The organism is Mucilaginibacter angelicae (genome assembly GCF_042434235.1).
Taxonomy (GTDB): Bacteria; Bacteroidota; Bacteroidia; order Sphingobacteriales; family Sphingobacteriaceae; genus Mucilaginibacter; species Mucilaginibacter angelicae.
Genome location: NZ_JBHLTS010000021.1, coordinates 92,400 through 113,141, shown reverse-complemented (window position 1 = coordinate 113,141; position 20,742 = coordinate 92,400). Strand labels below are relative to the sequence as shown.

Sequence of the window (20,742 nt, the reverse complement as noted above, 5' to 3'; positions counted from 1 at the left end):
CCGCAAAAAATGTAATTTTGGATTTGCTACCTATTTTATAATTAACATTAGAGCGAACTTCACAGCAAAATATGCGCATAAATATCCGCCTGAGTACCGGGATCTCTCTTTTTACAATTTCGGGTTCCGGAAAACAGGATCAGAACCCTTTTCAACGAACGGCCCCGGCTGACAGTACCGGTAACGGAAAACGGACTGCCGCTGTTGATTATCCTATAAAGTCACCGGATGTCCCGCAGAGCAGAAACCTGCAGAGCATCAACTATATGGCTGATGAGGCTCCGTCTGCCGGGGCGGGCGACAGCGGCACCAGTAATCAGGAACAGACATTCCAGGTGGAAAATGGCGCAACAGCGGTCATACCCGCGATCGGCCTCACAAAGCTTGCCGGTCCCGCGAGATCTGCAGCGGCGAAACAAACTGAAGGCCTTTACCGTAAAAATCTGCCGGACGGTCCTATAACGGGTATGGACAATTATACATTAACAAAAGACAGGACAACTTTGGTTGAATTGACAGGAGAGGCGGGCGGTTTGACCGATAAGCCAAATGAAGTAAACATAAAGATCATCCGGGGCGACCAGCAGCGCCCGCAGGTGACGGAGATCAACTTAAAGGATATCCGCCTCACCAACGTTCACCCTGCTTTCATTCCAAGCGGCGAGGCAGTCTATATCCCGCAAAGCAAAGGGGTAATACGGAATGATAAACTCCAAAACCGGTCAGTGATAACACGACCGGTACTATTATTGCTTACTACTGCCCTGATCATCTTCACGCTTTCTCATCGATAAATGGAAGAGTTAGAAAAAGTACAAAGAAAGCTGCCGAACCAGGAAATAGACTACTTCAAAATCGGCAAAATATTACTGAGCCGATGGTATTGGATAGCAGGCTCAGTGCTGATCGCCTGGATTATCTCGTATGCCTATCTTTGGTATACCCCTAAAACCTATGCGACTTCCGGCACGCTTAAAATTGAAGAAAAAAAATCGGAGATGTCTGACCTGATTACGGTCATGACCTCCCCGGAAAGAGGTCCTTCAAAAATACAATCGATCACCTCGGTACTGACCAGCCGCAACCTGATACTTTCGGCGATCAGGGACCTCGACTACCGCATTAGCTTTTACATTTCGGGGCGGGTACGCACCAGCGAATCCTACCCGCAAAAGCCGCTTGATATCACGCTTATAAAGTTCGACAGCCTGAACTTTTACCATGACCTGATCACTTTCAAACCCATAAACAGACAAACATTTGCGATCAGCTATAAACTGAACGGTAAGGACATGCAGAATACCGGCCGTTATGACGGTGCGGTGAACGTCGGGGCAACTACGTTCAGAATAAAATATCCGGGCGAGATCCAGTCCAACACCATCTTTCTTTTCAAGTTCAATATACCGGAAGACCTGGTTGGAAGAGTTCAGGGCGGCCTGTACGCAGGCGAAACTGCTAAAAACTCCAATATCATTTCCGTTCAGGAAACGGATTCCAACCCGCAGTTTGCGGCGGACATCCTGAACGCCATTCTGAATGAATACCTTGCGTTCGACAGGGCGCAAAAAGCCCAGTCGGCCTCTCAGATGATCGACTTCATCGACCGGCAGCTGGACTATCTTTCGTCTGAAGTCAAGGGTTCTGAAAATTCCATCGAGAAATACAAGAAAAAGTCCCGGATCCTTGATGTGGCCTCTGTATCTGCAAACTCAGCAACAAAGGCCGCTGAACTTGAATCCAATAAATCCCTGTTGAAGATACAACTTATAGCCCTTGATCAGCTGAACACAGAGATAACGAAGGAAAAAAACAATGTCACCCTAAACTTCAGCCTTGGCAATACAACCATGCCTTCGCTGGACGCCCTCGTTTCCAAGCTCGATAACCTGATTGCCGAAAGGAGCAGTTTATTAGCCACCTACAACACTGATTCGCCCCCTGTTCAGACGGTCAATCAGAATATCATCCAAATTAAAAATGCAGCGCTAAATAACATCAAACAGATACGTACCGGTATCGAAAAAAATATACAATACCTGAACGATCAGCTCGGTGCGATCAATGCGACCATCGAGGCCCTTCCTGCCGCTCAGCGGGAAATGGTCAGCCTGCAAAGGGATTTTGAGATCAACGATAAGGTTTATTCTTTTCTCTCTGAAAAAAAACTGGAAGCGCAGATCAGCCGTGCGGGAATACTTCCCGGCGCAACTATTATTGAACCTGCCCAGCCACATTTCAATGCGGTATCCCCGGATGAGCACAGTATACGCCGCACGGCTGTAATCCTGGGTCTGGCTGCCGGTCTCGGCCTGATCATCCTGATCAGGGTAATTAATCCTTACATCTATGATAAGGAGACCATAGAAAGCGTTACATCGATCCCCATATTGGGTGTTATCAGGAAATACCCCGGGGAAATCGATGAAAGCAGCAAACAAATATTGGCTATCAGTAAACCCAAATCTATTTTTGCCGAGTCGGTGCGTTCCGTGCGGACAAACCTGAGTTTTCTTTCTTCGGAAAAAGCCAACAAAGTGATCTGTATTACCTCCGAGGTTGCCGGAGAAGGGAAATCGTTTGTAGCGGTGAACCTGTCCAGCACCCTTTCCCTCATCGATAAAAAGGTTATACTGATCGGGGCGGATCTGAGACGGTCAAGGCTGCATAAGACTTTTCATGCAGCCAACGACATCGGCCTGACCAATTATCTCGCACATCAGGCCGACATAGCAGATATTATCTTAAATTCCGGCCAGCCTAACCTCGACTTTATTGTTTCCGGGCCTGTTCCCCCCAACCCTTCCGAACTGCTGCACAGCAGCAGAATGAAGGTATTGATTGATGAGCTGAAACTAAAATACGATATAGTCATGATAGATACAGCGCCGGTAGGCCTTGTATCGGACGCGATTCCGCTAATCAGAATAAGTGATATTAATGTTTTTGTCATCCGTTCAGGCAAATCGAAGTTTTACGCGGCTACTGTACCGCAGCGCCTGGCACATGAATACCACCTGGACAATACCGTCATCGTCCTGAACGCTTTTGAAGAGGACCTCCTTCACTCGCGTTATTACACGACTAAATTTACCGGTGAAAGTACTGGCTCCCGTTATTATTACTATTCTGATTATAGTGGCTATGAGGGCTCGGGCTATTACATTGACGATGAAAAGAAAAGATGGTGGAACTGGAAACGCTGGCTTAAATAAAACTGTTCTTTAATAAACGCTAACATTAAAATATGGCATTAAGCTTATGGTATCCGGTTTACACCAATCCGCGCGCTGAAAAAAGGGCTTACGAAGCTTTGATCGGTAAAGGCATTAGTGCTTACCTTCCCCTGCACCGTCAGCTTAAGCAATGGAGCGACCGCAAAAAATGGGTGGAGGAGCCGGTAATCAGGTCGTACCTGTTTGTAAACATAACCGAGCAGCAACGCGGCGAAGTATTGATGACCAAAGGAGTTTCACGCTTCCTTTATTTTTCAGGCAAGCCAGCAGTGATGCCGGACAAACAGATACACGAGCTTAAGCTGCTGATGGCCAGCCCATATGAACTGGAAGTAACGGAGGAGGAGCTGCAACCCGGCGAAAAGATCATCATAAGGGCTGGTGCCCTGAAGGGCCTGACCGGCGAAATTGTTTCTTACCGGTCGCAAAAACAGCTGATAGTACGGCTGGAAACCATCGGTCATTCGATTATCGTCAATGCGACGGCATCGCTCATCGAGCGGTTTTAAAATAAAAGGAATGTTTTGGGCAACAGATAATATTTTATTATTTGCGCCCGGAAACTCCATCAGGAAACGGTCTATGCACCTCAACATAAACCGCTAATAAATAATAAGTTACAATGAACAACTGTGACTTACGGGGCGAAGCTATGAAATTTAACAAAGTATGTGTCGCATAGCCGGGATCATTTCAGCCCGGCTGTCCCCGGCCGAAAGCCGGGATAAAGTACAATTGATGTGCCGGGCGCTCCAGCATGGCGGCCCTGACGACGAGGGTATATTTTCGGACGAAAAAGCAAATCTTGTTTTTGGACACCGGAGGCTATCCCTCATTGACCTTACCAGCAATGGGCACCAGCCCATGGCTGACGCAGATCAGCGCGCATGGCTCAGTTTTAATGGCGAAATCTATAATTATTCCGGGTTAAAAAACGAGCTGGCAAAAACAGGGGCCCGGTTCCAATCAGGAACAGATACGGAAGTCATCCTGCAGGCTTACCTAAACTGGGGCACCGCAGCCTTTTCCAAACTCAGGGGGATGTTCGCATTTGCCTTGTATGATGCCGGCAAAAGACTGACCTACCTGGTGCGCGACACGGCCGGCATAAAACCATTATATTATTCAGCGGACAACGACGAGCTTTGTTTCTCATCCGAAGTAAGGGCTTTTAAAGCGGCCGGTCTGGCCAAAGAAAATGACCCTGACTGGAAAGTAAGGTTCCTCGCATTCGGTCACATTCCGGAGCCCTATACGACTTTAAAGCGCGTTTTTAGTTTACCGAAAGGTCATTTTTTATGCTGGCAGCATGGGAATGCCAGTTATACCCTAAATAGTTACAGCATCGACCGGCCAACAGATGCAATAGCCGCTCAGCACGACGCCAGGCAGTTGATCCGGAATGCACTTAACTTAAGTGTGCATAGACAGCTGGTCGCCGACGCGCCTATTGGTGTGTTTTTAAGCGGGGGTATTGACTCAAGCCTGATTACGCTGCTGGCCAATGAACAAAAAAAAGAACAGCTGAAAACCATTTCCATATTTTTTGATGAAAAAAGTTATGATGAGCGCAGCTATCAGAACATTGTGAATGACAAAATCAAGGGCGAGAACTTTCCACATCTTGTAAAGCAAGCTGATTTTGAGGCTTTTCTTCCCCAGCTCCTGGATGCCATGGACATGCCGACAACTGATGGCACCAACAGCTGGTTCATCAGCAAATATGCCCATGAAGATGGTCTGAAAGCGGTATTATCCGGTGTAGGGGCCGATGAACTTTTTGGCGGCTACCCTTCCTTCGGCCGCATACAATACCTTGGGTATTTGCGTAGGCTGCCTTCCCGGGTAATCAGGGCAGCCGGCCGCTTCCTCCCAGATCACTATAAGCGTGTTGCATTTATGGCCATTGATCACCCCTCTGCCGATTATCTTGCCCTGCGCGGTTTTTTTTCATCAAAAGATATTTCCGGTTTACTAGACACCAGCGTCGGTCATATTAATGATATTTTGTTCGGGACGACGCTTTCCTCAGCCCCGCGCAGTTACGATAATGAACATGCTGAATGGTTTGAAACCAATTTTTACATGCAAAACCAGTTGCTCAGGGATACCGACGTCATGAGCATGAGCCACGGGCTTGAAGTAAGGGTTCCATTTCTTGACGAAGATTTCACACAAACTGTCCGAAGTATCGCCACCGATCTCCGTTTTAACAAAGAACAGCCTAAAAAACTATTGATTGACAGTTTTGAGAACCTTTTGCCGCGGGAAATTTGGAACAGGCCTAAAATGGGATTCACATTTCCCCTGCAAAAGTGGATGAGCGCCAGCACCCGTATAAGTGATGTAAACGGATATCAGGGCAAAGCGGCTAAAAACGTGATACAGCGATTCAATAACAATAAGCTGCACTGGTCAAAAGCATTCGCCTTATACCAGGTCCAAAACAATGCCTAAAAAGCTAATTCTCTTCACTTTACAAACGTTCAGTACGACCGGCGGCATCCAAAAGATGACGCGGACCCTGGGGCACGCCCTTCACCGGCTATCACTGAAAAACAATTGGCTTTTTGAGTTCTGGTCGGCTTACGATCAACCGGATGACCTGATGGACCAATATATACCCAAAGAAACTTTCCGCGGATTTGGTAAAAACCGGCTACGTTTTGTAATGAAGGCGGTTAGCCGCTCCCTCCAGCCGCAAATGGTCGTTTTGAGTCATATCAACCTTGCAGTCGTAGGCTTATTGATTAAGTTTATAAATCCGAGATGCAGTGTCTGGCTCATTGCCCATGGTATCGAAGTTTGGCGGCCGCTCTCTTTTTTTAAAAGGTCCCTGCTAAAAAGCTGCGATAAGATCATTTGTGTCAGTAACTATACCAAAGATCAGATGATCAGGCGTCATCACGTGCCCCCCGGTCTTTGCCACGTACTCAATAATGCCATTGACCCTTTTATGAAACCGCCGGAAATCTTTGAAAAGCCGCAGGCGCTGATCGACCGCTATGCGCTCCGGCAAAGCCATCCCATCCTTTTTACCCTGACCCGCCTGGCATCTACCGAACAATACAAAGGTTATGAGCAGGTCATCTCGCAGATAACCCACCTGAAAGAAAAATATCCTGCTGTCAAATATATCTTATCGGGTAAGTGGGACAAGGCGGAAGGGGCAAGGATAAAAAAGCTGATCGCTGCAAATGGGATCGGGGATCAGGTGATCATGACGGGCTTTATTGATGAAAGGGAATTAACCGACCACTTTTTACTCGCCGACCTGTTCGTATTACCAAGTAAAAAAGAAGGCTTTGGGATCGTGTTCATTGAAGCACTAACCTGCGGCCTGCCCGTGATCTGCGGTAATGCAGACGGAAGTGTTGACGCCATCCGGAACGGGGAGCTGGGATTGGCGATCAACCCGGACGATCCGGAGCAATTGCGCAATGCCATTATTGAAAACCTGGATAACGCACTGACAACCGATAAACGCAGGTATCTCCAGGCCCAGTGCATCCGGCATTTTAATGAACATAACTATATGCAGAAATTACAGTCTTTACTTACGGAATGAGCATGCAGGCAGAAGAAAAATGGGACATCGAGCTGAGTAACCAGAGCAGCCTGATGGACCTCAAACTAAAGGAGGTCTGGCAATACCGCGACCTCCTGATGCTGCTGGTCCGCCGCGATTTCGTATCCTTTTATAAACAAACGATCCTTGGCCCCGTCTGGTTCTTTATCCAGCCACTGTTTACAACGATCATTTACACCTTTATCTTCGGCAACCTTGCCGCTATACCGACGGACGGCCTGCCGCAGCCCCTGTTCTACCTTGCCGGTATCACCGCCTGGAATTACTTTGCCGATTGCCTCAATAAAACCTCCACCGTATTCACGGCGAATTCCGGCCTGTTCGGTAAAGTATACTTCCCAAGACTGATCGTACCTTTGAGTATCGTTGTCTCTAACCTGATCAGGTTCGGTGTACAGATGGTGCTTTTTTTGACGGTCATGGCTGTCTATGCGATAAAAGGCGCGCAGGTCCATCCAAATGCCTGCATTTTATTATTCCCGCTCCTGTTATTTTTAATGGGCATACTCGGCCTGGGCCTGGGCATGATTATCTCCGCGCTCACTACTAAATACCGCGACCTGAGCTTCCTGATCACATTCGGAATACAGCTGATGATGTACCTGACAACCGTCATTTACCCTTTGTCCGTTGTCAAATCGAAATTTCCGCATTATCAATGGCTGGTTGAATACAATCCCATGACGCCGGTCATAGAGGCATTCCGGTATGGCTTCCTGGGTCAGGGCAGCTTTACCATGACCGCCCTGGTGATCACCTCGCTGATTACCATGCTCATCCTGTTCGCCGGGATCATAATTTTTAATCGTGTTGAACGTACTTTTATTGATACTGTATAAATATGCCTCCTGTAATTAAAGTGGAAAACCTTTCAAAGGCGTACCAATTAGGCGAGATCGGGACCGGGACGATATCGCGCGACCTCGAACGCTACTGGGCCCGCCTGCGCGGAAAAGAAGATCCGTTTCTGAAAATAGGTGAGGTGAACATCCGTTCCCAAAAAGGGCAAAGCGATATTGTCTGGAGTTTAAAAGACCTCAATTTCAACATTGAACAGGGCGACGCCGTCGGTATAATAGGCAAAAACGGCGCAGGCAAGAGCACCCTGCTCAAGATCTTAAGCCGGGTAACGGCGCCAACCCGGGGCTCGGTCAAGGTAAAAGGACGGATCGCGAGCCTGCTCGAGGTCGGTACCGGCTTCCACCCGGAGCTGAGCGGAAAGGAGAATATCTACCTGAACGGGGCCATTTTAGGTATGCGCAAATCAGAGATCCGGAGAAAATTTGATGAAATAGTCGAATTTTCCGGTGTGGAACGATACATCGACACCCCTGTCAAAAGATATTCGTCGGGCATGTACGTGCGCCTGGCATTTGCAGTCGCGGCTCACCTCGAATCCGAAATACTGATTATTGACGAAGTGCTGGCTGTCGGCGATGCCGAATTTCAAAGGAAATGTCTTGGCAAAATGGGGCAGGTCAGCCAGGGGGAAGGCAGGACCGTCCTTTTTGTCAGTCACAATATGGACTCTATCACACGTTTGTGTAATGCCGCGATCTACCTCGACAACGGACAAATCAGGGAGACAGGAGAAAGCCTCAGCGTTATCAACTCCTATCTGTCCCAGGAAGGGCAAAAAGCCGGCTACAAAAAATGGGACCGGGATACTGCCCCGGGCAACCACCTGGTAAAGCTCAGGGCGGTACGCATCATCGATGAAAAGCACAACGATATATTCAATATCAGTATAAACAACAAGGTCGGCGTCGAGATCGTCTTCGAGGTTTTTGAAGAATCGGATAACTATGTATGCGGATTCAATCTTTTTAACGGCAAAGAAGTTCATATCCTGAGCTCCCATGACCTCAGCAACTCCCGGAACGCCTATGAAAAGGGAATTTATAAATCAACCGTTTGGATCCCTGAAAACTTCCTGCTGGAAGGCCCCCATTTGATCAGCGTCGCATTAATGTCTTACAACCCTTTTACCGTCATTGCCCATGAACTGGATGCAGCTCATTTCAACATCACTGACCAGGACAGCAATTTTTTGACCAGGGGAAATTACGGGGGCACTTACCCTGGTGTCGTCCACCCGGAACTGCACTGGTCCAAAGTCAACAAAATCAGCCATGAATGAATTAATATCGACACCTGAAAGATTGGATACCACGCAGCATGACCAGATCATGGCAGAACACCTGCACCGGTATGCGCTGGCCGCAGGTTATGTAAAAGACAAGACCGTACTTGATATTGCCAGCGGTGAGGGCTATGGGACCCATTTATTATCAGCCGGTGCGAAGATGGTCTATGGAGTCGATGTTTCAGAGCTGGCCGTTTCGCACGCGGCGCGTAAATATCAGAAAGGTAACCTGTTGTTCAAGCAGGGCTCTGCCGCCAGCATCCCGCTGGAAGACCACTGTGTAGACATCATCACCAGTTTTGAGACCATCGAACATCATGACCTGCATGATGAAATGATCACGGAATGCAGAAGGGTACTGAAACCGGGTGGCCTGCTGATCATTTCATCGCCTGAAAAAAAATACTACTCCGATCTGGCAAACTACAGGAACCCCTACCATGTAAAGGAATTGTATGGGCATGAATTCAGGGCTCTGCTGTTGAAATATTTTGGAAACGTCAGTTTCCTCAATCAAAAATACGTCACCGCTTCTGTTATTATCCCGGAACAGGGAACGGCTGATATCAGGCAATACCACGGCACTTATGAAAAACTGCTCAGCGAGGATACCTTCACACCTTTATACCACATTGCATTAGCTTCGGACGCAGCGCTCCCGGCCATCAGCAGCAGTTTTTATATGCATGACATCCCGCCGGACAATAAAGAGGCCCGTTTGGCCGCACTGTATACCGGAAGTACGACCTGGAAGATCGGGCGTGCCGTCCTGGGCCCGTTTTTACTGATAAAATCCCTGTTCAAACGATGACCGGTGCCGGGGAAAAACTGGTAGCCGTTGCCGTTCCTGTTTACAAACCGGCAATAAGTTCTAAAGAGAAGGCATCCCTGCTGCAGCTTTTTGATATTCTGGGCAACCATCCCATTTACCTGTTCACGTTCAGGGCACTCGATATCTCTGCATATCAAAAGTTGCTGACGGGTTTCCGATACAGGCTGGTGTACTTCGATGACAAATATTTTAAAAACATTGCCGGATATAATAAATTGTTGCTCAGCAGAAGGTTTTATAAAGCTTTTGAAGCATTTAATTTTTTACTGATCTACCAGTTGGACGCGTGGGTCTTTAAAAACGAACTGGTGCAATGGTGCCATTCCGGCTATGACTACATCGGCGCGCCATGGTTTTCGTCTGATAAACCCGAACACGGGCTGCCCCATTTCATGGGAGTAGGCAACGGGGGCCTGTCCCTGCGTAAAATAAAAAGCCATTTACAGATCTTAAATACGTTTAGCTATATCCAGTCCCCGGCCTATCTGCTGAACGGATTTATCCGTAACCGCAGCTTCGGCACCCTGTTTACTTTTTTAAACAGCCTGTTATTTAACAATAACACCTTTCATCTGCTGGGTAAGAACCAGCTGCACGAAGATGTATTCTGGAACCATGCCGCCCGGAAGAACGCATGGTTCAAAGTCCCCGACATGCTGACCGCATCCCGTTTTTCCCTGGAATCCAATGCGGAAAAGCTGTTTAATATAAACCATCAGACACTTCCGTTTGGCTGTCACGCATGGGAGCTGTATGATCCGCTGTTTTGGGATAAATTTATTGAAACAAACTGACCTTGCTTTATAACCCTAGTTATGAAAGTTATCAATAACCTATTAAAACACTTCGGGCTAAGGCTGCTCAGAGAAAACGGGCAACGCTCAGCGGAACGATCCCGGCTGAAAGCACTATATCTGAAATACAGGCAGCACACCATGGTCCCCGAAGCGATTTATATTGCCAACCTGGAGCTTGTGCTGAAAGCGGCCGGCATAACGGGGGATATCTATGAATGCGGCGTATGGAAAGGCGGAATGATCGCTGGGATTGCCGAATTATTGGGAAATAAAAGAAAATATTATCTTTTTGATAGCTTTGAGGGCCTGCCTGAGGCCAAAGAGATTGACGGTATGGCTGCTATCGGCTGGCAGCAAAATAAAGATGCCCCGGCCTATTTTGACAACTGCAGCGCCGCTGAGGACCAGGCCATAAAAGTGATGAATTTAACGCATACCGATTATACCATTGTAAAAGGCTGGTTCAGCCAGTCCCTGCCGCTGCATAAGGCAACCGGACCGATAGCGGTTTTGAGGTTGGACGGCGACTGGTATGAATCAACGCTGGACTGCTTAACTTTTTTATTCCCCATGGTAAGTTACGGCGGTATGATCATCATCGATGATTATTATGCATGGGATGGCTGCGCCAGGGCCGTTCATGATTATCTGTCATCCATAAAGTCTTCCAGCAGGATCTACAAAACAGCCGAAGATATCGCCTATATCATAAAAACGGATACCCATGGAAATTAATTATATACATTCAGAAGCTGTTCATAATTCAGATGCGGCCCATGAAGTGTTGCCATACCTGTTTGATCTGGTCCGACCGGAAAGTGTGATCGATATCGGGTGCGGGACCGGAAGCTGGCTGAAGGTCGCAAAGCAATTGGGAGTCGGGCGAATACGGGGAATTGACGGCATCCATGTGGACAGATCCATGCTTTGTATTACTGAAGAGGAATTCCTGCAGCATAACCTGACCCTTCCTTTGCCTGCCAGGGATAACTATGACCTGGCCATATGCCTGGAAGTTGCGGAGCATCTGCCGGAAGAAGCTGCCGATAATATCATTGAGATACTTTGCGGACATAGCGACCTCGTGTTGTTTTCGGCGGCCATACCCGGCCAGGGCGGGCAATTTCATATCAATGAACAATGGCCTGCCTATTGGCAAAAGAAATTCGGGACGCATGGCTTTCTGCCCTATGACATCCTGCGGGACCGGTTCTGGGATAACCTCAGCGTAAACTGGTGGTATAAGCAAAATATGTTCCTCTACATCAGGGAAGGATCAGGACAGCGCCTGAATATTAAAGCATCCGCAGCCCTGCCTGTATTCATTCATCCGGAGCTTTTTGACGACAAACTGCAAAAACTGCAGGTGGCTGAAAAGACGATCGTTTACCTGGAAGGCATCATCTTACAGCGGCTTACCCGGCCAAGGTTCCTGCCTTCGCTCAAACTGCTTCTCAAATCCATCATCAAGCGCTGATCATGTACGGGGACGGGCTTTCTGTTATCATTTGCTGCTACAACAGTGCGTGCCGGCTGCCAGCCACCTTAAAACACCTCGCCGGACAGCAGCTGAGCGCAGGAACCGCATGGGAGGTCATCGTAGTGGACAATGCCTCCACTGACGAGACCGCTGAGACCGCGAAGGCAGAGTGGGAAAAGTACGGTATCCCGGGCGTCAGCTTCCAGGTGGTGGCCGAAGAAAAACCGGGACTTAGCCATGCACGGGAAAAAGGTATCCGGGCTTCCGTGTTCCGGCTGGTCGTTTTCTGTGATGACGATAACTGGCTGAGCGAAGACTATCTGCAAATAGCTTACACAGCGATGTCCGGGGATCCGGCCATCGCAGCTGTCGGCGGACAGAGTACGGCCGCAGCAGATATCCCCCTCCCCGACTGGTTTGAAGCATCAAAAAATAATTATGCCGTTGGCAGGCAGGCAGAACAATCGGGTGATATATCCTGGAGAAAACATTTATGGGGAAGCGGCCTGGTGATACGTAAAGACCTGTATAACAAAGCATTTTCAAACTTTCCATCTATGCTGACCGGGAGAAACGGCAAAGTCCTCAGTTCGGGTGAAGATTCAGAAATATGCATGCGTTTCTTACTGATGGGTTATCGTTTACATTACCTGGAGGCACTGACTTTCAAACACTTCATTGCAGCAGACCGGCTCCGCTGCGACTATAATACGAAGCTGATGGAGGGCTTTATCAGGGCCCACGAGGTATTGCGTATATATGCCCGGTTTATCGACGCCCCTGGTCTGCCGCCGAAAGACAGGTTCCCTGCAACGCTCCGGTCTTTAATCAAGGTGCTTGCTGCCCGGCTTACGGGTACCAGGCGCTGGAATATATTTGATGAAAAACTTCAGATTTTCATGCTCACGGGCTACCCGTTTAAATCAATCCCGCCCCAGATCCGTTCGATCAGGCGTTTATCCGTCCACAGAAAAAAACACAGGCTGAATGACTGCTGAAGCATCTGTCAGATTCTCCATCATCATCCCGACTTATAATTCGGCCAAAACGCTGCCAAGATGCCTGGACAGTATCGTTAGCCAGGATTACCCGATTATTGAGGTATGCCTGATAGACGGTGTTTCTGCAGACGACACACTCGATATCATTAAACGATACGAGGCCGGATACCCCTTTGTTCATTTCCGTTATCTTTCAGAAAGGGACGCCGGGATATACGACGCCATGAACAAGGGAATAAGGCTGGCCAGTGGCAACTGGTTTTATTTTTTAGGCAGTGACGACTCTTTATACCATGATCAGGTGTTATCAGCCATTGCCGCTAAAATAAAAGAGACCGGCGCCGGCATTGTTTACGGCAGTGTCCTGATGCGGGGCCAGAATAAGTGGAACCTGGATAATGTGGTGTTTGACGGGGAATATACAATTGAAAAATTCATCGACCGGAATATCTGCCACCAGGCCATTTTCTATAACAAAACAGTGATCCAAAGAAACGGGGATTTCAGCTTACGCTATGTAACCAATGCCGATTTCGACTATAACCTCCGGTGCTACGCCAATACGGTTTTTACTTATGCGGACCTGACGATCGCCAACTTTTTCGTAGGCGGCCAGAGTTCGCATGTGGAAGACCATTTGTTTCACCGGGAAAGGGGCGCTTTATTGCTGAAGTATTTCGGCAGCCGGATTTATACCCGCTCTTTTATAGGTGCCCGGTTGTATTTACAGCAGGCGGCTTTGTCTACTGCTTCACCGCTCAATTTACAGGGACGCATATACTGCCTTTTCGCGTATATCAAATTGAAAATACAATCCATGCTCAGATCTTAATTTAAAGCCCTGCCGGCAATGCTCCATACACCTGTATTATTTCTTATTTTCAACCGGCCGGATACGACCGGGAAAGTATTTCAGGAACTGCGGAAACAACGTCCCAAACATCTTTACATTGCTGCGGACGGCCCCCGTGCTGACCATCCCGATGATGAAAGACTATGCCGGGAATGTAAAGGCATAGTTGCTGACATTGACTGGGATTGCGATATCAGGACCTTGTTCAGAACAGAAAATCTTGGCTGCGGGGCCGGGCCTGCAACCGCGATTACCTGGTTCTTTTCACAGGTTGACACGGGCATTATCCTTGAGGACGATTGTATACCGAACCCGAGTTTCTTCCGGTTTTGCGAAACGATGCTGATCAGGTACAAAGACAATCCCCGGATCATGATGGTTTGCGGGACCAGTTATCAGCCCCGCCCGCTGAACAACAACACTTATTATTTCTCAAAATATCCGCATGCCTGGGGCTGGGCCACCTGGAAACGGGCATGGCAGCATTACCAGTTTAACCTTGCCACGGAAAACGAAGCAACAAGGCAGGCGGTGGTCAACAGCACCTTCAGCCATGCCCGTGAACGCAAATTATGGATACACAACCTTCAACATATCACAAAGGGGCTTGACGCCTGGGACTACCAATGGATGTATTGGATCTGGAAAAACCAGGGGCTTTGCATCACGCCCTGGCGAAACATGGTATCAAACATTGGTTTTGGCCCGCAGGCCACCCATACGTTTGACCGTTCGTCCGCACAGGCAGCCATGCAGCAATACGAGATCGACGCCATTGTTCACCCCGAACACCTGGAGATCGGGCGGAAAGCCGACCAATACGAAAGGTTTAACATTCTGATAGACCCAAACCGGAAATATTTCCTGAACAGGTGCAGGGCAGCACTAAAACGCATCCGGAGAATTCTTTTGAAGAAATGACCCATCATATGGCAGCAGTATTGATCCCGGTTTACAAGGAGCAACCGGCCCCGCAGGAACTATTATCCTTAACCCGCTGCTTGGAAATACTCGGCGGTCATCCCATCATATTCGTCGCCCCTGTTCAATTGAACATGGCGCAGTACCGGGCGGCCTGCGACAGGTTCGGCCTGCACTTTAAAGCGGTCAGGTTCAAAGATCATTATTTTGAGGGCATCGCAGGCTATAATAAGCTGATGCTGTCGGCCGGTTTTTACAAAACCTTTCTTGATTATCAATATATCCTGATCTACCAACTGGATGCGTATGTATTCAGGGACGAACTTGCTTACTGGTGCAGTAAAGGGTACGATTTTATCGGCGCCCCCCATATGCCCCATGAGAATCATCAGGGTGAAATGCAGTTCTTAAAGGGCTACTCCAGATTGCTGGCCGCGGTCAACAGGGTACTAAGGACCGGTTACAAAGTCAGCAACGTCGGCAACGGCGGTCTTTCCTTAAGAAAAACAAAGACCTGTTACCGGCTGCTCAGCGCTTTGTCAAAAAAGGTAATAGCCTGGGGGACAAATAATGAAGACGGTTTTTTCAAATATTGGGGAAATTTACTCCGGCCCCTTTTTAGCCTCCCGCCTGATGACGTTGCCCTGCGTTTTTCCATTGAGCAATCCCCCTCAGCTTCCCTGAAGAAACTGGGAGGCAGGTTGCCTTTTGGCTGCCATGCATTTGAAAAATACGAGCCGGCAACCTGGGAAAAACATATCTATGGCGGGCCATCAATTAACCAGAGCACATGAACACAGCAAGTGAAAATTAATTTACCTTCCCTTCAAACCTACCGCTCTTCATTTGAAAAAGAAGGTGTGGCCTGGCCCCTGCCGGCGGCGACTTGTTCGGCAAGGGGCTTACTGGCGCAATTACCCGCGGCAGATAGCGTTAAAACCGGCTGGCCATGGACAGAAGAAGTAAGCCCGGCATCGTACAGCCCGGCCCTCGCCTGGCCGAAACTGACCATCGTGACGCCTTCCTACAACCAGGCTGCGTTCCTTGAACAGACCATCAGGTCAGTGATCCTGCAAAACTATCCCAACCTGGAATATATCGTGATCGATGGCGGCAGTACGGACGGCTCCGCCGGGATCATCAAAAAATATGCGCCATGGATAAGTTACTGGCAAAGTAAAAAGGACTCCGGCCAGGGCAATGCAATAAATCAGGGCTTCAGCCTGGCATCGGGGCACTACCTTGCCTGGATCAACAGTGATGATTATTATTTAAAAAATACATTTTGGAAGGTTATAAGGCGATTTGGACGGACCAACGCAGATTTTGTCTATGGCTATGTCCTGGATTATGAAACAGCAGTGCAACAATATAAAAAGCTGGCCAAAGTACTTCCGTTTCTAGACTATTTCATCAGGATGCCCTCGCTCGCCCAGCCTGCCTGCTTCTGGAGCATCCGGATCCACCAGCCCATCTGGGAGGAACTGCATTGCTCACTCGACTATGAGCTTTGGCTCCGTCTGGTAAAAGGCCGGAAAAGAAGCCTGATCAAAGAACCTTTGGCCGTAGCCAATATCCATATCGACGCCAAAACCTCCGATCCTAAAATGAAGGAGAAATGGCAGCATGACCACGAGCTTATTTGCAGCCCTGATGCGCACGGCCCGGTGCCGGACTGGAACAGGATCGTATTTATCAACCGCGTCCGGGTAAAACTATATCAATGGCTCAAACTTCACTGACACCGGCGAATCATTTTTTTTCAATTGCTGATAACAAATAACATCAAATGGTTGGCATAACGATCGATTGCCGGCTGGGAAACCAATTATTTCAGTATGCTTTTATAAGAGCATTAGCGGTTAAGCTGGGTACCCGGTATTTTGTGAATGAAAATATAGAAAAATTCATTGCTGCGGATTATTTCGATATCGGCGGCTATCATCCGATCCTGAATTACGTTAATAAGCTTTATTTCAAGCTGAGCTGCGGCAGCTTGTTCAAAAGCCTGCAATCCACGCCGGTGGGGGATTACGAGCCGGGGTCATTTCGCGCCCTGAAAGACCGGGAGATCTACCGCGGGTACTTTCAGTCTGAACTTTTTTTTGAAAATATCATTCCGGGGCTGGCATCGCACATACGTGTAAAAAAACACATCGCAGCCCGGTTCGGCGCAGAATATGCTTCGCTTTTTCAGAATAACCGGGTGGTCGCCGTTCATATCAGACGGGGGGATTACCTGGGCCTGAACGACTGGTGGGCCGAAAACCTGGGCAGTAATGACCTGTCGCTGCCTGCCGCCTACTATTTAGACAGCCTGGAACAGGTAAGCGGTCGGGAACGGTACAAGGTCATTTTTGTCAGCGATGATATTGATTTTGCACGTTCGGCCTTTTCACATATTCCCGGCGCCCTGTTCGCGGGCGCAGATATGATGACCGATTTCCAGATCCTGATGAACGCTGACGTCTGTATCATTTCGAACAGCTCATTTGCCTGGTGGGCAGCGTATCTGAACACTAAAAAGGACAAACAGGTTTTCTGCCCGAAATACTGGCTGGGCTTCAAAATTAAAAAGGAATACCCGGAAGGGATCATTCCAGCACAATGGAAACAGGTGGCCGTTAACCATTAAAAACATGAACCCTTTCTCAATCAACCCGGACCTCAAATGGGATTCATAAGATTTTTACTGGCCTGCGCCGTGGTGCTTTGCCATACCAGCACCATTATGGGCTACTCGCCGGTCTCAGGCAACCTGGCGGTACAATGTTTCTATATCATATCCGGTTTTTACATGGCCATGGTCTTAACGGAGAAATATGATAATCCGGGTGGCAGGGGCCAGTTTTACATCAACAGGGCCTTGAAAATATACCCGGTATACTGGTTTGTGCTGCTGCTGCTCTTTACCTGGAGTATCATCGTATACCATCTCAAATATCCCGGGACGCTGGATTTTTATACCAAATACAGCAGCCCGGCTTTTGCCAGCTATCTTTACCTGGTACTGGCCAATCTCTTAATTATCGGGCTGGACTGGACTTTTCTCCTCGGCATCGACCGCCACGGCCGGCTCTATTTTACGAACGATTTCAATAAGGCCCGGCCGGCCGTTTACAACTTTGGTTTCAACAGCATTGCCTGGACCGTCGGCGTTGAACTGGCTTTTTACCTGATCGCCCCCTGGCTTAATAAAAGAAAATATTACCTGCTGATCATCCTGTTCCTGGCCAGTCTCGGACTAAGGCTCCTGCTGATTTCCCGGTATACCGACCGAAACCCCTGGAACTATATGTTTTTCCCCACTCAGGTCATGTTTTTTATCGCGGGAATATTTTCCTTCCGCCTGTACGTTAAATTCGTTAAGGCTAAAGCCGGACGGCCGTTGCAATATGTGTCGTACATCATCTTTCTCGCTGTCATCCTTTTTTATTACCAGTTCTTCGATGAAAGTTATACCAAGCAGGCTGTCCTGTTCCTTGCCGTGATATTACTGGTGCCCTTTGCTTTTGAAGCTACCAAAAAAAGCCGGGCAGATATCTTTTTGGGCAACCTCTCCTACCCAATCTATATCAGCCAGATGCTGGTCATCAAATTTGTAACAGCCAAAAAGTTCCCGAAACTGATCGATATGGGATTTACGGCGCTGCTGGTCACTGTCCTGTTCGCATTGTTCATCCACTTTATCGTAGCGGCGCCAATTGAAAGCTACCGGCAGCGCAGGCTGCTGAAATTCCATAATAAAACCAGTTGAGCCCCCAGCACCATGACGGCCCTGAATAAATATGCGTTACTGGTCCCTTGCTACAACGCAGTACCCTATATCAACAACTTTATCAATACCCTGGCACAGCTGAAAGTCCCGTTTAACGAAATTATCTTCTACGATGATGGCAGCACAGACGCTACGGTATCGCTCTTGTCTGCCAAAGGCTTCCGCGTGATCGAAGGCAAAGTGAACAAAGGGCCCGGGTACGCCCGGAACCGGCTCGCTGAAGCTGCCACCTGCGACTACATTCATTTTCATGATATCGACGATGAATTTAATGCCGGCTTTCTTGAAATGACCGAAAAGAAATTAAGCGCGGCCCCGGCTGACGTCGTGCTGGGTTATGCAGACTGGATCGATCCTGTTTCCAGGGCAGCTATCATTAAATGGCGTTATTCCGAGGACGAAATTGCAGAGGGCCCGCTGGCCTACTTTATGTCCCATCCCCTGGGGGTTATTAATACAGTATATAAAAGAAGCAGTTTTTTACAAACCGGCGGCTTTAATGAACAGATAAAATGCTGGGAAGACACTGATCTTCATATCAGAATGGCCGCGGCCGGCTCAGTTTTCAGGGTCATTAAAGAAGTCATGGCCTATTCTTTACGCCACGATCATGGCATAAGCAGGGACCAGGCACTATGCTGGCATTGCAGGCTGCGGTTCCTGGAACGCTACCTGGAAGCCTATCGGCATCTGATCAGCAGGACTATTTTTGAGACGGAGCTGGAAAAGGTAAAAAACGCCTTCATCCGTATGCGGGCATACCGATACCTCGGTGAGCTCATCCGCATGAAAAAAAAATATGGCCTGGAACTGAAAACGCGTAATATTTCACTATTGTACGGTGCCAGCCGCTTTTTGCCGAAAAAGCTTGTTGACAGCATCGCCGCTTCCGTGAGCCTCCTAAAAACAAGGCCATTAACAATTGGCAGGAACCATGATTAAAATGATCAAAAAATGGTGGGTCAGGGCATTTACCAATAACCCCTGGCGGGTCGTACCTTTTGAAAAGCTGTATCCAGGCATAAGCGGTCAGCCGCTGGACCTTCCGGAAACGCTCAACGGTATCTTATGCAGGGAGCAGGGAGCGGTCATTGATTACGTCCCCCCGCCGCATCCGCTGAACAGCGAACTTCAGTTAAGGTTTATCAATGGCAAGCCCAGGTACCTGGGCGGCGGCCTATTTAAAGAACCGGACAGGTTTATATTCAGCCTGGGGCGCGCAGGTATCATAGGGCAACTGGGCCTGGCCTATGCGATCGACAAAAGAAGCTTTATAGATGAATCGGCTAAAGAATGGACCCGGCGGCTCGACCGTTCCGCCTACGTCGGCGCGCTGAATTTGCCGGAACGGAAAAGACTTGCGGGCATTTCCTTTTCCTTTTTAACCATCGGCGCAGAAGCCGGTTATTATCACTTTCTGTTTGAATCGATCCCGAAAGCCGGGCTGTTCGGTACCATGCTAAGCCGCGCCGACCATCTTTTGTTCAACGGTCCGGCCACAGACTGGAAACTTAAATGGCTGAGGAAAGCGGGCATCGATACGACGAAAATCATATGGATGGACGGCGCCAGCCACTATGAGTGCGAACAATTAGTCTTTACGAGCCGCCTGATCGCCGACCAGCAGATCAGTGCGTGGTGCCTCGGCACCCTGAGCAAACTTTTTGGCCTCAGCGCCGGTTTACCTCCGGCCACTTCACCGCGAAAGGTAATCTTAATCAGCAGAAAGGGGCTCGGCAAAAGGGAGATCAGCTGGGAGTCCGAAATTTTAAACGCTTTCCCGGAAATTGAAAAGGTCGATTTTTCAGCGCTGGGGCCGGATGAGACCATTCACAAGCTCCGGAACACAACCCATATTATCGGGCCGCATGGTGCGGGCCTAAGCAATATATACCTCTGCAGGCCCGGTACAAAGGTCATGGAGATCTACCCCGAAAAGGTAACGTATCAGCCCTGTTATCAGCGGATCTCCGCTCTTTGCAGGCTGGAATATGTGCTGATGTATCTCAATTTCCATGATGCATCCGATCCGCAGACGGGGTTTAAAGCATTCGATCAGGCACTTAATCTTTTTTTAGGGGATTCCCCTGTATAAACTTTTCTTATCAA

The 20,742-nt window shown here is 48.5% G+C and carries 20 protein-coding genes; all 20 read left to right on the top strand.

Annotated elements, in window-relative coordinates; genetic code table 11:
* The first annotated feature begins 71 nt into the window (after positions 1 to 71).
* The 20 genes from ACFFGT_RS10265 (at position 72) to ACFFGT_RS10170 (ending at position 20,728) form a co-directional block, all read left to right on the top strand.
* Positions 72 to 794, top strand: a complete 723-nt coding sequence (locus ACFFGT_RS10265; protein ID WP_377022435.1) for a polysaccharide biosynthesis/export family protein — start codon at positions 72 to 74, stop codon at positions 792 to 794.
* Positions 795 to 3,215 (top strand): GumC family protein, encoded by a 2,421-nt coding sequence (locus ACFFGT_RS10260; protein WP_377022434.1) that lies wholly within the window; start codon positions 795 to 797, stop codon positions 3,213 to 3,215.
* Between the two features lie 32 nt (positions 3,216 to 3,247).
* Entirely contained in the window at positions 3,248 to 3,745 is a 498-nt protein-coding gene (locus ACFFGT_RS10255) for a UpxY family transcription antiterminator (protein WP_377022433.1), read from the top strand.
* Positions 3,746 to 3,905: 160 nt separating this feature from the next.
* Positions 3,906 to 5,693 (top strand): asparagine synthase (glutamine-hydrolyzing), encoded by a 1,788-nt coding sequence (gene asnB / locus ACFFGT_RS10250; RefSeq protein WP_377022432.1) that lies wholly within the window; start codon positions 3,906 to 3,908, stop codon positions 5,691 to 5,693.
* Positions 5,686 to 6,804 carry a glycosyltransferase family 4 protein gene (locus tag ACFFGT_RS10245; protein ID WP_377022431.1) on the top strand — a complete coding sequence of 373 codons (1,119 nt, stop codon included), beginning with the start codon at positions 5,686 to 5,688 and terminating at the stop codon, positions 6,802 to 6,804. Before asnB ends, ACFFGT_RS10245 begins: the two co-directional genes overlap by 8 nt.
* Positions 6,805 to 6,806: 2 nt before the next feature.
* Positions 6,807 to 7,664 carry an ABC transporter permease gene (locus tag ACFFGT_RS10240; protein ID WP_377022430.1) on the top strand — a complete coding sequence of 286 codons (858 nt, stop codon included), beginning with the start codon at positions 6,807 to 6,809 and terminating at the stop codon, positions 7,662 to 7,664.
* A 2-nt stretch (positions 7,665 to 7,666) separates the two neighbouring features.
* Positions 7,667 to 8,965 carry an ABC transporter ATP-binding protein gene (locus ACFFGT_RS10235; protein WP_377022429.1) on the top strand — a complete coding sequence of 433 codons (1,299 nt, stop codon included), beginning with the start codon at positions 7,667 to 7,669 and terminating at the stop codon, positions 8,963 to 8,965.
* A complete protein-coding gene (locus tag ACFFGT_RS10230; protein ID WP_377022428.1) occupies positions 8,958 to 9,782 on the top strand; it encodes a class I SAM-dependent methyltransferase in 825 nt (274 codons plus the stop codon). The genes ACFFGT_RS10235 and ACFFGT_RS10230 overlap by 8 nt, the downstream gene beginning before the upstream one ends.
* On the top strand, positions 9,779 to 10,597 hold the full coding sequence (locus tag ACFFGT_RS10225) for a DUF5672 family protein (protein WP_377022427.1): 819 nt from the start codon (positions 9,779 to 9,781) through the stop codon (positions 10,595 to 10,597). Before ACFFGT_RS10230 ends, ACFFGT_RS10225 begins: the two co-directional genes overlap by 4 nt.
* Before the next feature lie 21 nt (positions 10,598 to 10,618).
* Positions 10,619 to 11,335 carry a TylF/MycF/NovP-related O-methyltransferase gene (locus ACFFGT_RS10220; RefSeq protein WP_377022426.1) on the top strand — a complete coding sequence of 239 codons (717 nt, stop codon included), beginning with the start codon at positions 10,619 to 10,621 and terminating at the stop codon, positions 11,333 to 11,335.
* Positions 11,325 to 12,077, top strand: coding sequence for a class I SAM-dependent methyltransferase (locus ACFFGT_RS10215; RefSeq protein WP_377022425.1), 753 nt, complete (start codon positions 11,325 to 11,327; stop codon positions 12,075 to 12,077). The genes ACFFGT_RS10220 and ACFFGT_RS10215 overlap by 11 nt, the downstream gene beginning before the upstream one ends.
* A 2-nt stretch (positions 12,078 to 12,079) precedes the next feature.
* Positions 12,080 to 13,078, top strand: coding sequence for a glycosyltransferase (locus ACFFGT_RS10210; protein WP_377022424.1), 999 nt, complete (start codon positions 12,080 to 12,082; stop codon positions 13,076 to 13,078).
* Positions 13,068 to 13,913 carry a glycosyltransferase family 2 protein gene (locus ACFFGT_RS10205; protein WP_377022423.1) on the top strand — a complete coding sequence of 282 codons (846 nt, stop codon included), beginning with the start codon at positions 13,068 to 13,070 and terminating at the stop codon, positions 13,911 to 13,913. The genes ACFFGT_RS10210 and ACFFGT_RS10205 overlap by 11 nt, the downstream gene beginning before the upstream one ends.
* 18 nt (positions 13,914 to 13,931) lie before the next feature.
* On the top strand, positions 13,932 to 14,855 hold the full coding sequence (locus tag ACFFGT_RS10200; RefSeq protein WP_377022422.1) for a nucleotide-diphospho-sugar transferase: 924 nt from the start codon (positions 13,932 to 13,934) through the stop codon (positions 14,853 to 14,855).
* An 8-nt stretch (positions 14,856 to 14,863) separates the two neighbouring features.
* Positions 14,864 to 15,649, top strand: coding sequence for a DUF5672 family protein (locus tag ACFFGT_RS10195; protein ID WP_377022421.1), 786 nt, complete (start codon positions 14,864 to 14,866; stop codon positions 15,647 to 15,649).
* 9 nt (positions 15,650 to 15,658) lie between these two features.
* Positions 15,659 to 16,597: a glycosyltransferase family 2 protein gene (locus tag ACFFGT_RS10190; protein WP_377022420.1), complete on the top strand. Its 939-nt coding sequence runs from the start codon at positions 15,659 to 15,661 to the stop codon at positions 16,595 to 16,597.
* Positions 16,598 to 16,644: 47 nt separating this feature from the next.
* Positions 16,645 to 17,490: an alpha-1,2-fucosyltransferase gene (locus tag ACFFGT_RS10185; RefSeq protein WP_377022419.1), complete on the top strand. Its 846-nt coding sequence runs from the start codon at positions 16,645 to 16,647 to the stop codon at positions 17,488 to 17,490.
* A gap of 36 nt (positions 17,491 to 17,526) precedes the next feature.
* A complete protein-coding gene (locus ACFFGT_RS10180; RefSeq protein ID WP_377022418.1) occupies positions 17,527 to 18,612 on the top strand; it encodes an acyltransferase family protein in 1,086 nt (361 codons plus the stop codon).
* 12 nt (positions 18,613 to 18,624) lie between these two features.
* Entirely contained in the window at positions 18,625 to 19,575 is a 951-nt protein-coding gene (locus ACFFGT_RS10175; RefSeq protein ID WP_377022417.1) for a glycosyltransferase family 2 protein, read from the top strand.
* Complete coding sequence (locus ACFFGT_RS10170) at positions 19,568 to 20,728, top strand: glycosyltransferase family 61 protein (protein WP_377022416.1); 1,161 nt, start codon at positions 19,568 to 19,570, stop codon at positions 20,726 to 20,728. The genes ACFFGT_RS10175 and ACFFGT_RS10170 overlap by 8 nt, the downstream gene beginning before the upstream one ends.
* Positions 20,729 to 20,742: the final 14 nt, after the last annotated feature.

What these genes read in the sequence shown, in the direction of transcription:
- ACFFGT_RS10195 (WP_377022421.1), top strand. Translation starts at nt 14,864, where the DNA reads ATGGCAGCAGTATTGATCCCGGTTTACAAGGAGCAACCGGCCCCGCAG.
- ACFFGT_RS10255 (WP_377022433.1), top strand. Translation starts at nt 3,248, where the DNA reads ATGGCATTAAGCTTATGGTATCCGGTTTACACCAATCCGCGCGCTGAA.
- ACFFGT_RS10225 (WP_377022427.1), top strand. Translation starts at nt 9,779, where the DNA reads ATGACCGGTGCCGGGGAAAAACTGGTAGCCGTTGCCGTTCCTGTTTAC.
- ACFFGT_RS10175 (WP_377022417.1), top strand. Translation starts at nt 18,625, where the DNA reads ATGACGGCCCTGAATAAATATGCGTTACTGGTCCCTTGCTACAACGCA.
- ACFFGT_RS10205 (WP_377022423.1), top strand. Translation starts at nt 13,068, where the DNA reads ATGACTGCTGAAGCATCTGTCAGATTCTCCATCATCATCCCGACTTAT.
- ACFFGT_RS10170 (WP_377022416.1), top strand. Translation starts at nt 19,568, where the DNA reads ATGATTAAAATGATCAAAAAATGGTGGGTCAGGGCATTTACCAATAAC.
- ACFFGT_RS10200 (WP_377022422.1), top strand. Translation starts at nt 13,932, where the DNA reads ATGCTCCATACACCTGTATTATTTCTTATTTTCAACCGGCCGGATACG.
- ACFFGT_RS10235 (WP_377022429.1), top strand. Translation starts at nt 7,667, where the DNA reads ATGCCTCCTGTAATTAAAGTGGAAAACCTTTCAAAGGCGTACCAATTA.
- ACFFGT_RS10185 (WP_377022419.1), top strand. Translation starts at nt 16,645, where the DNA reads ATGGTTGGCATAACGATCGATTGCCGGCTGGGAAACCAATTATTTCAG.
- ACFFGT_RS10240 (WP_377022430.1), top strand. Translation starts at nt 6,807, where the DNA reads ATGCAGGCAGAAGAAAAATGGGACATCGAGCTGAGTAACCAGAGCAGC.
- ACFFGT_RS10260 (WP_377022434.1), top strand. Translation starts at nt 795, where the DNA reads ATGGAAGAGTTAGAAAAAGTACAAAGAAAGCTGCCGAACCAGGAAATA.
- asnB (WP_377022432.1), top strand. Translation starts at nt 3,906, where the DNA reads ATGTGTCGCATAGCCGGGATCATTTCAGCCCGGCTGTCCCCGGCCGAA.
- ACFFGT_RS10230 (WP_377022428.1), top strand. Translation starts at nt 8,958, where the DNA reads ATGAATGAATTAATATCGACACCTGAAAGATTGGATACCACGCAGCAT.
- ACFFGT_RS10215 (WP_377022425.1), top strand. Translation starts at nt 11,325, where the DNA reads ATGGAAATTAATTATATACATTCAGAAGCTGTTCATAATTCAGATGCG.
- ACFFGT_RS10265 (WP_377022435.1), top strand. Translation starts at nt 72, where the DNA reads ATGCGCATAAATATCCGCCTGAGTACCGGGATCTCTCTTTTTACAATT.
- ACFFGT_RS10220 (WP_377022426.1), top strand. Translation starts at nt 10,619, where the DNA reads ATGAAAGTTATCAATAACCTATTAAAACACTTCGGGCTAAGGCTGCTC.
- ACFFGT_RS10245 (WP_377022431.1), top strand. Translation starts at nt 5,686, where the DNA reads ATGCCTAAAAAGCTAATTCTCTTCACTTTACAAACGTTCAGTACGACC.
- ACFFGT_RS10210 (WP_377022424.1), top strand. Translation starts at nt 12,080, where the DNA reads ATGTACGGGGACGGGCTTTCTGTTATCATTTGCTGCTACAACAGTGCG.
- ACFFGT_RS10180 (WP_377022418.1), top strand. Translation starts at nt 17,527, where the DNA reads ATGGGATTCATAAGATTTTTACTGGCCTGCGCCGTGGTGCTTTGCCAT.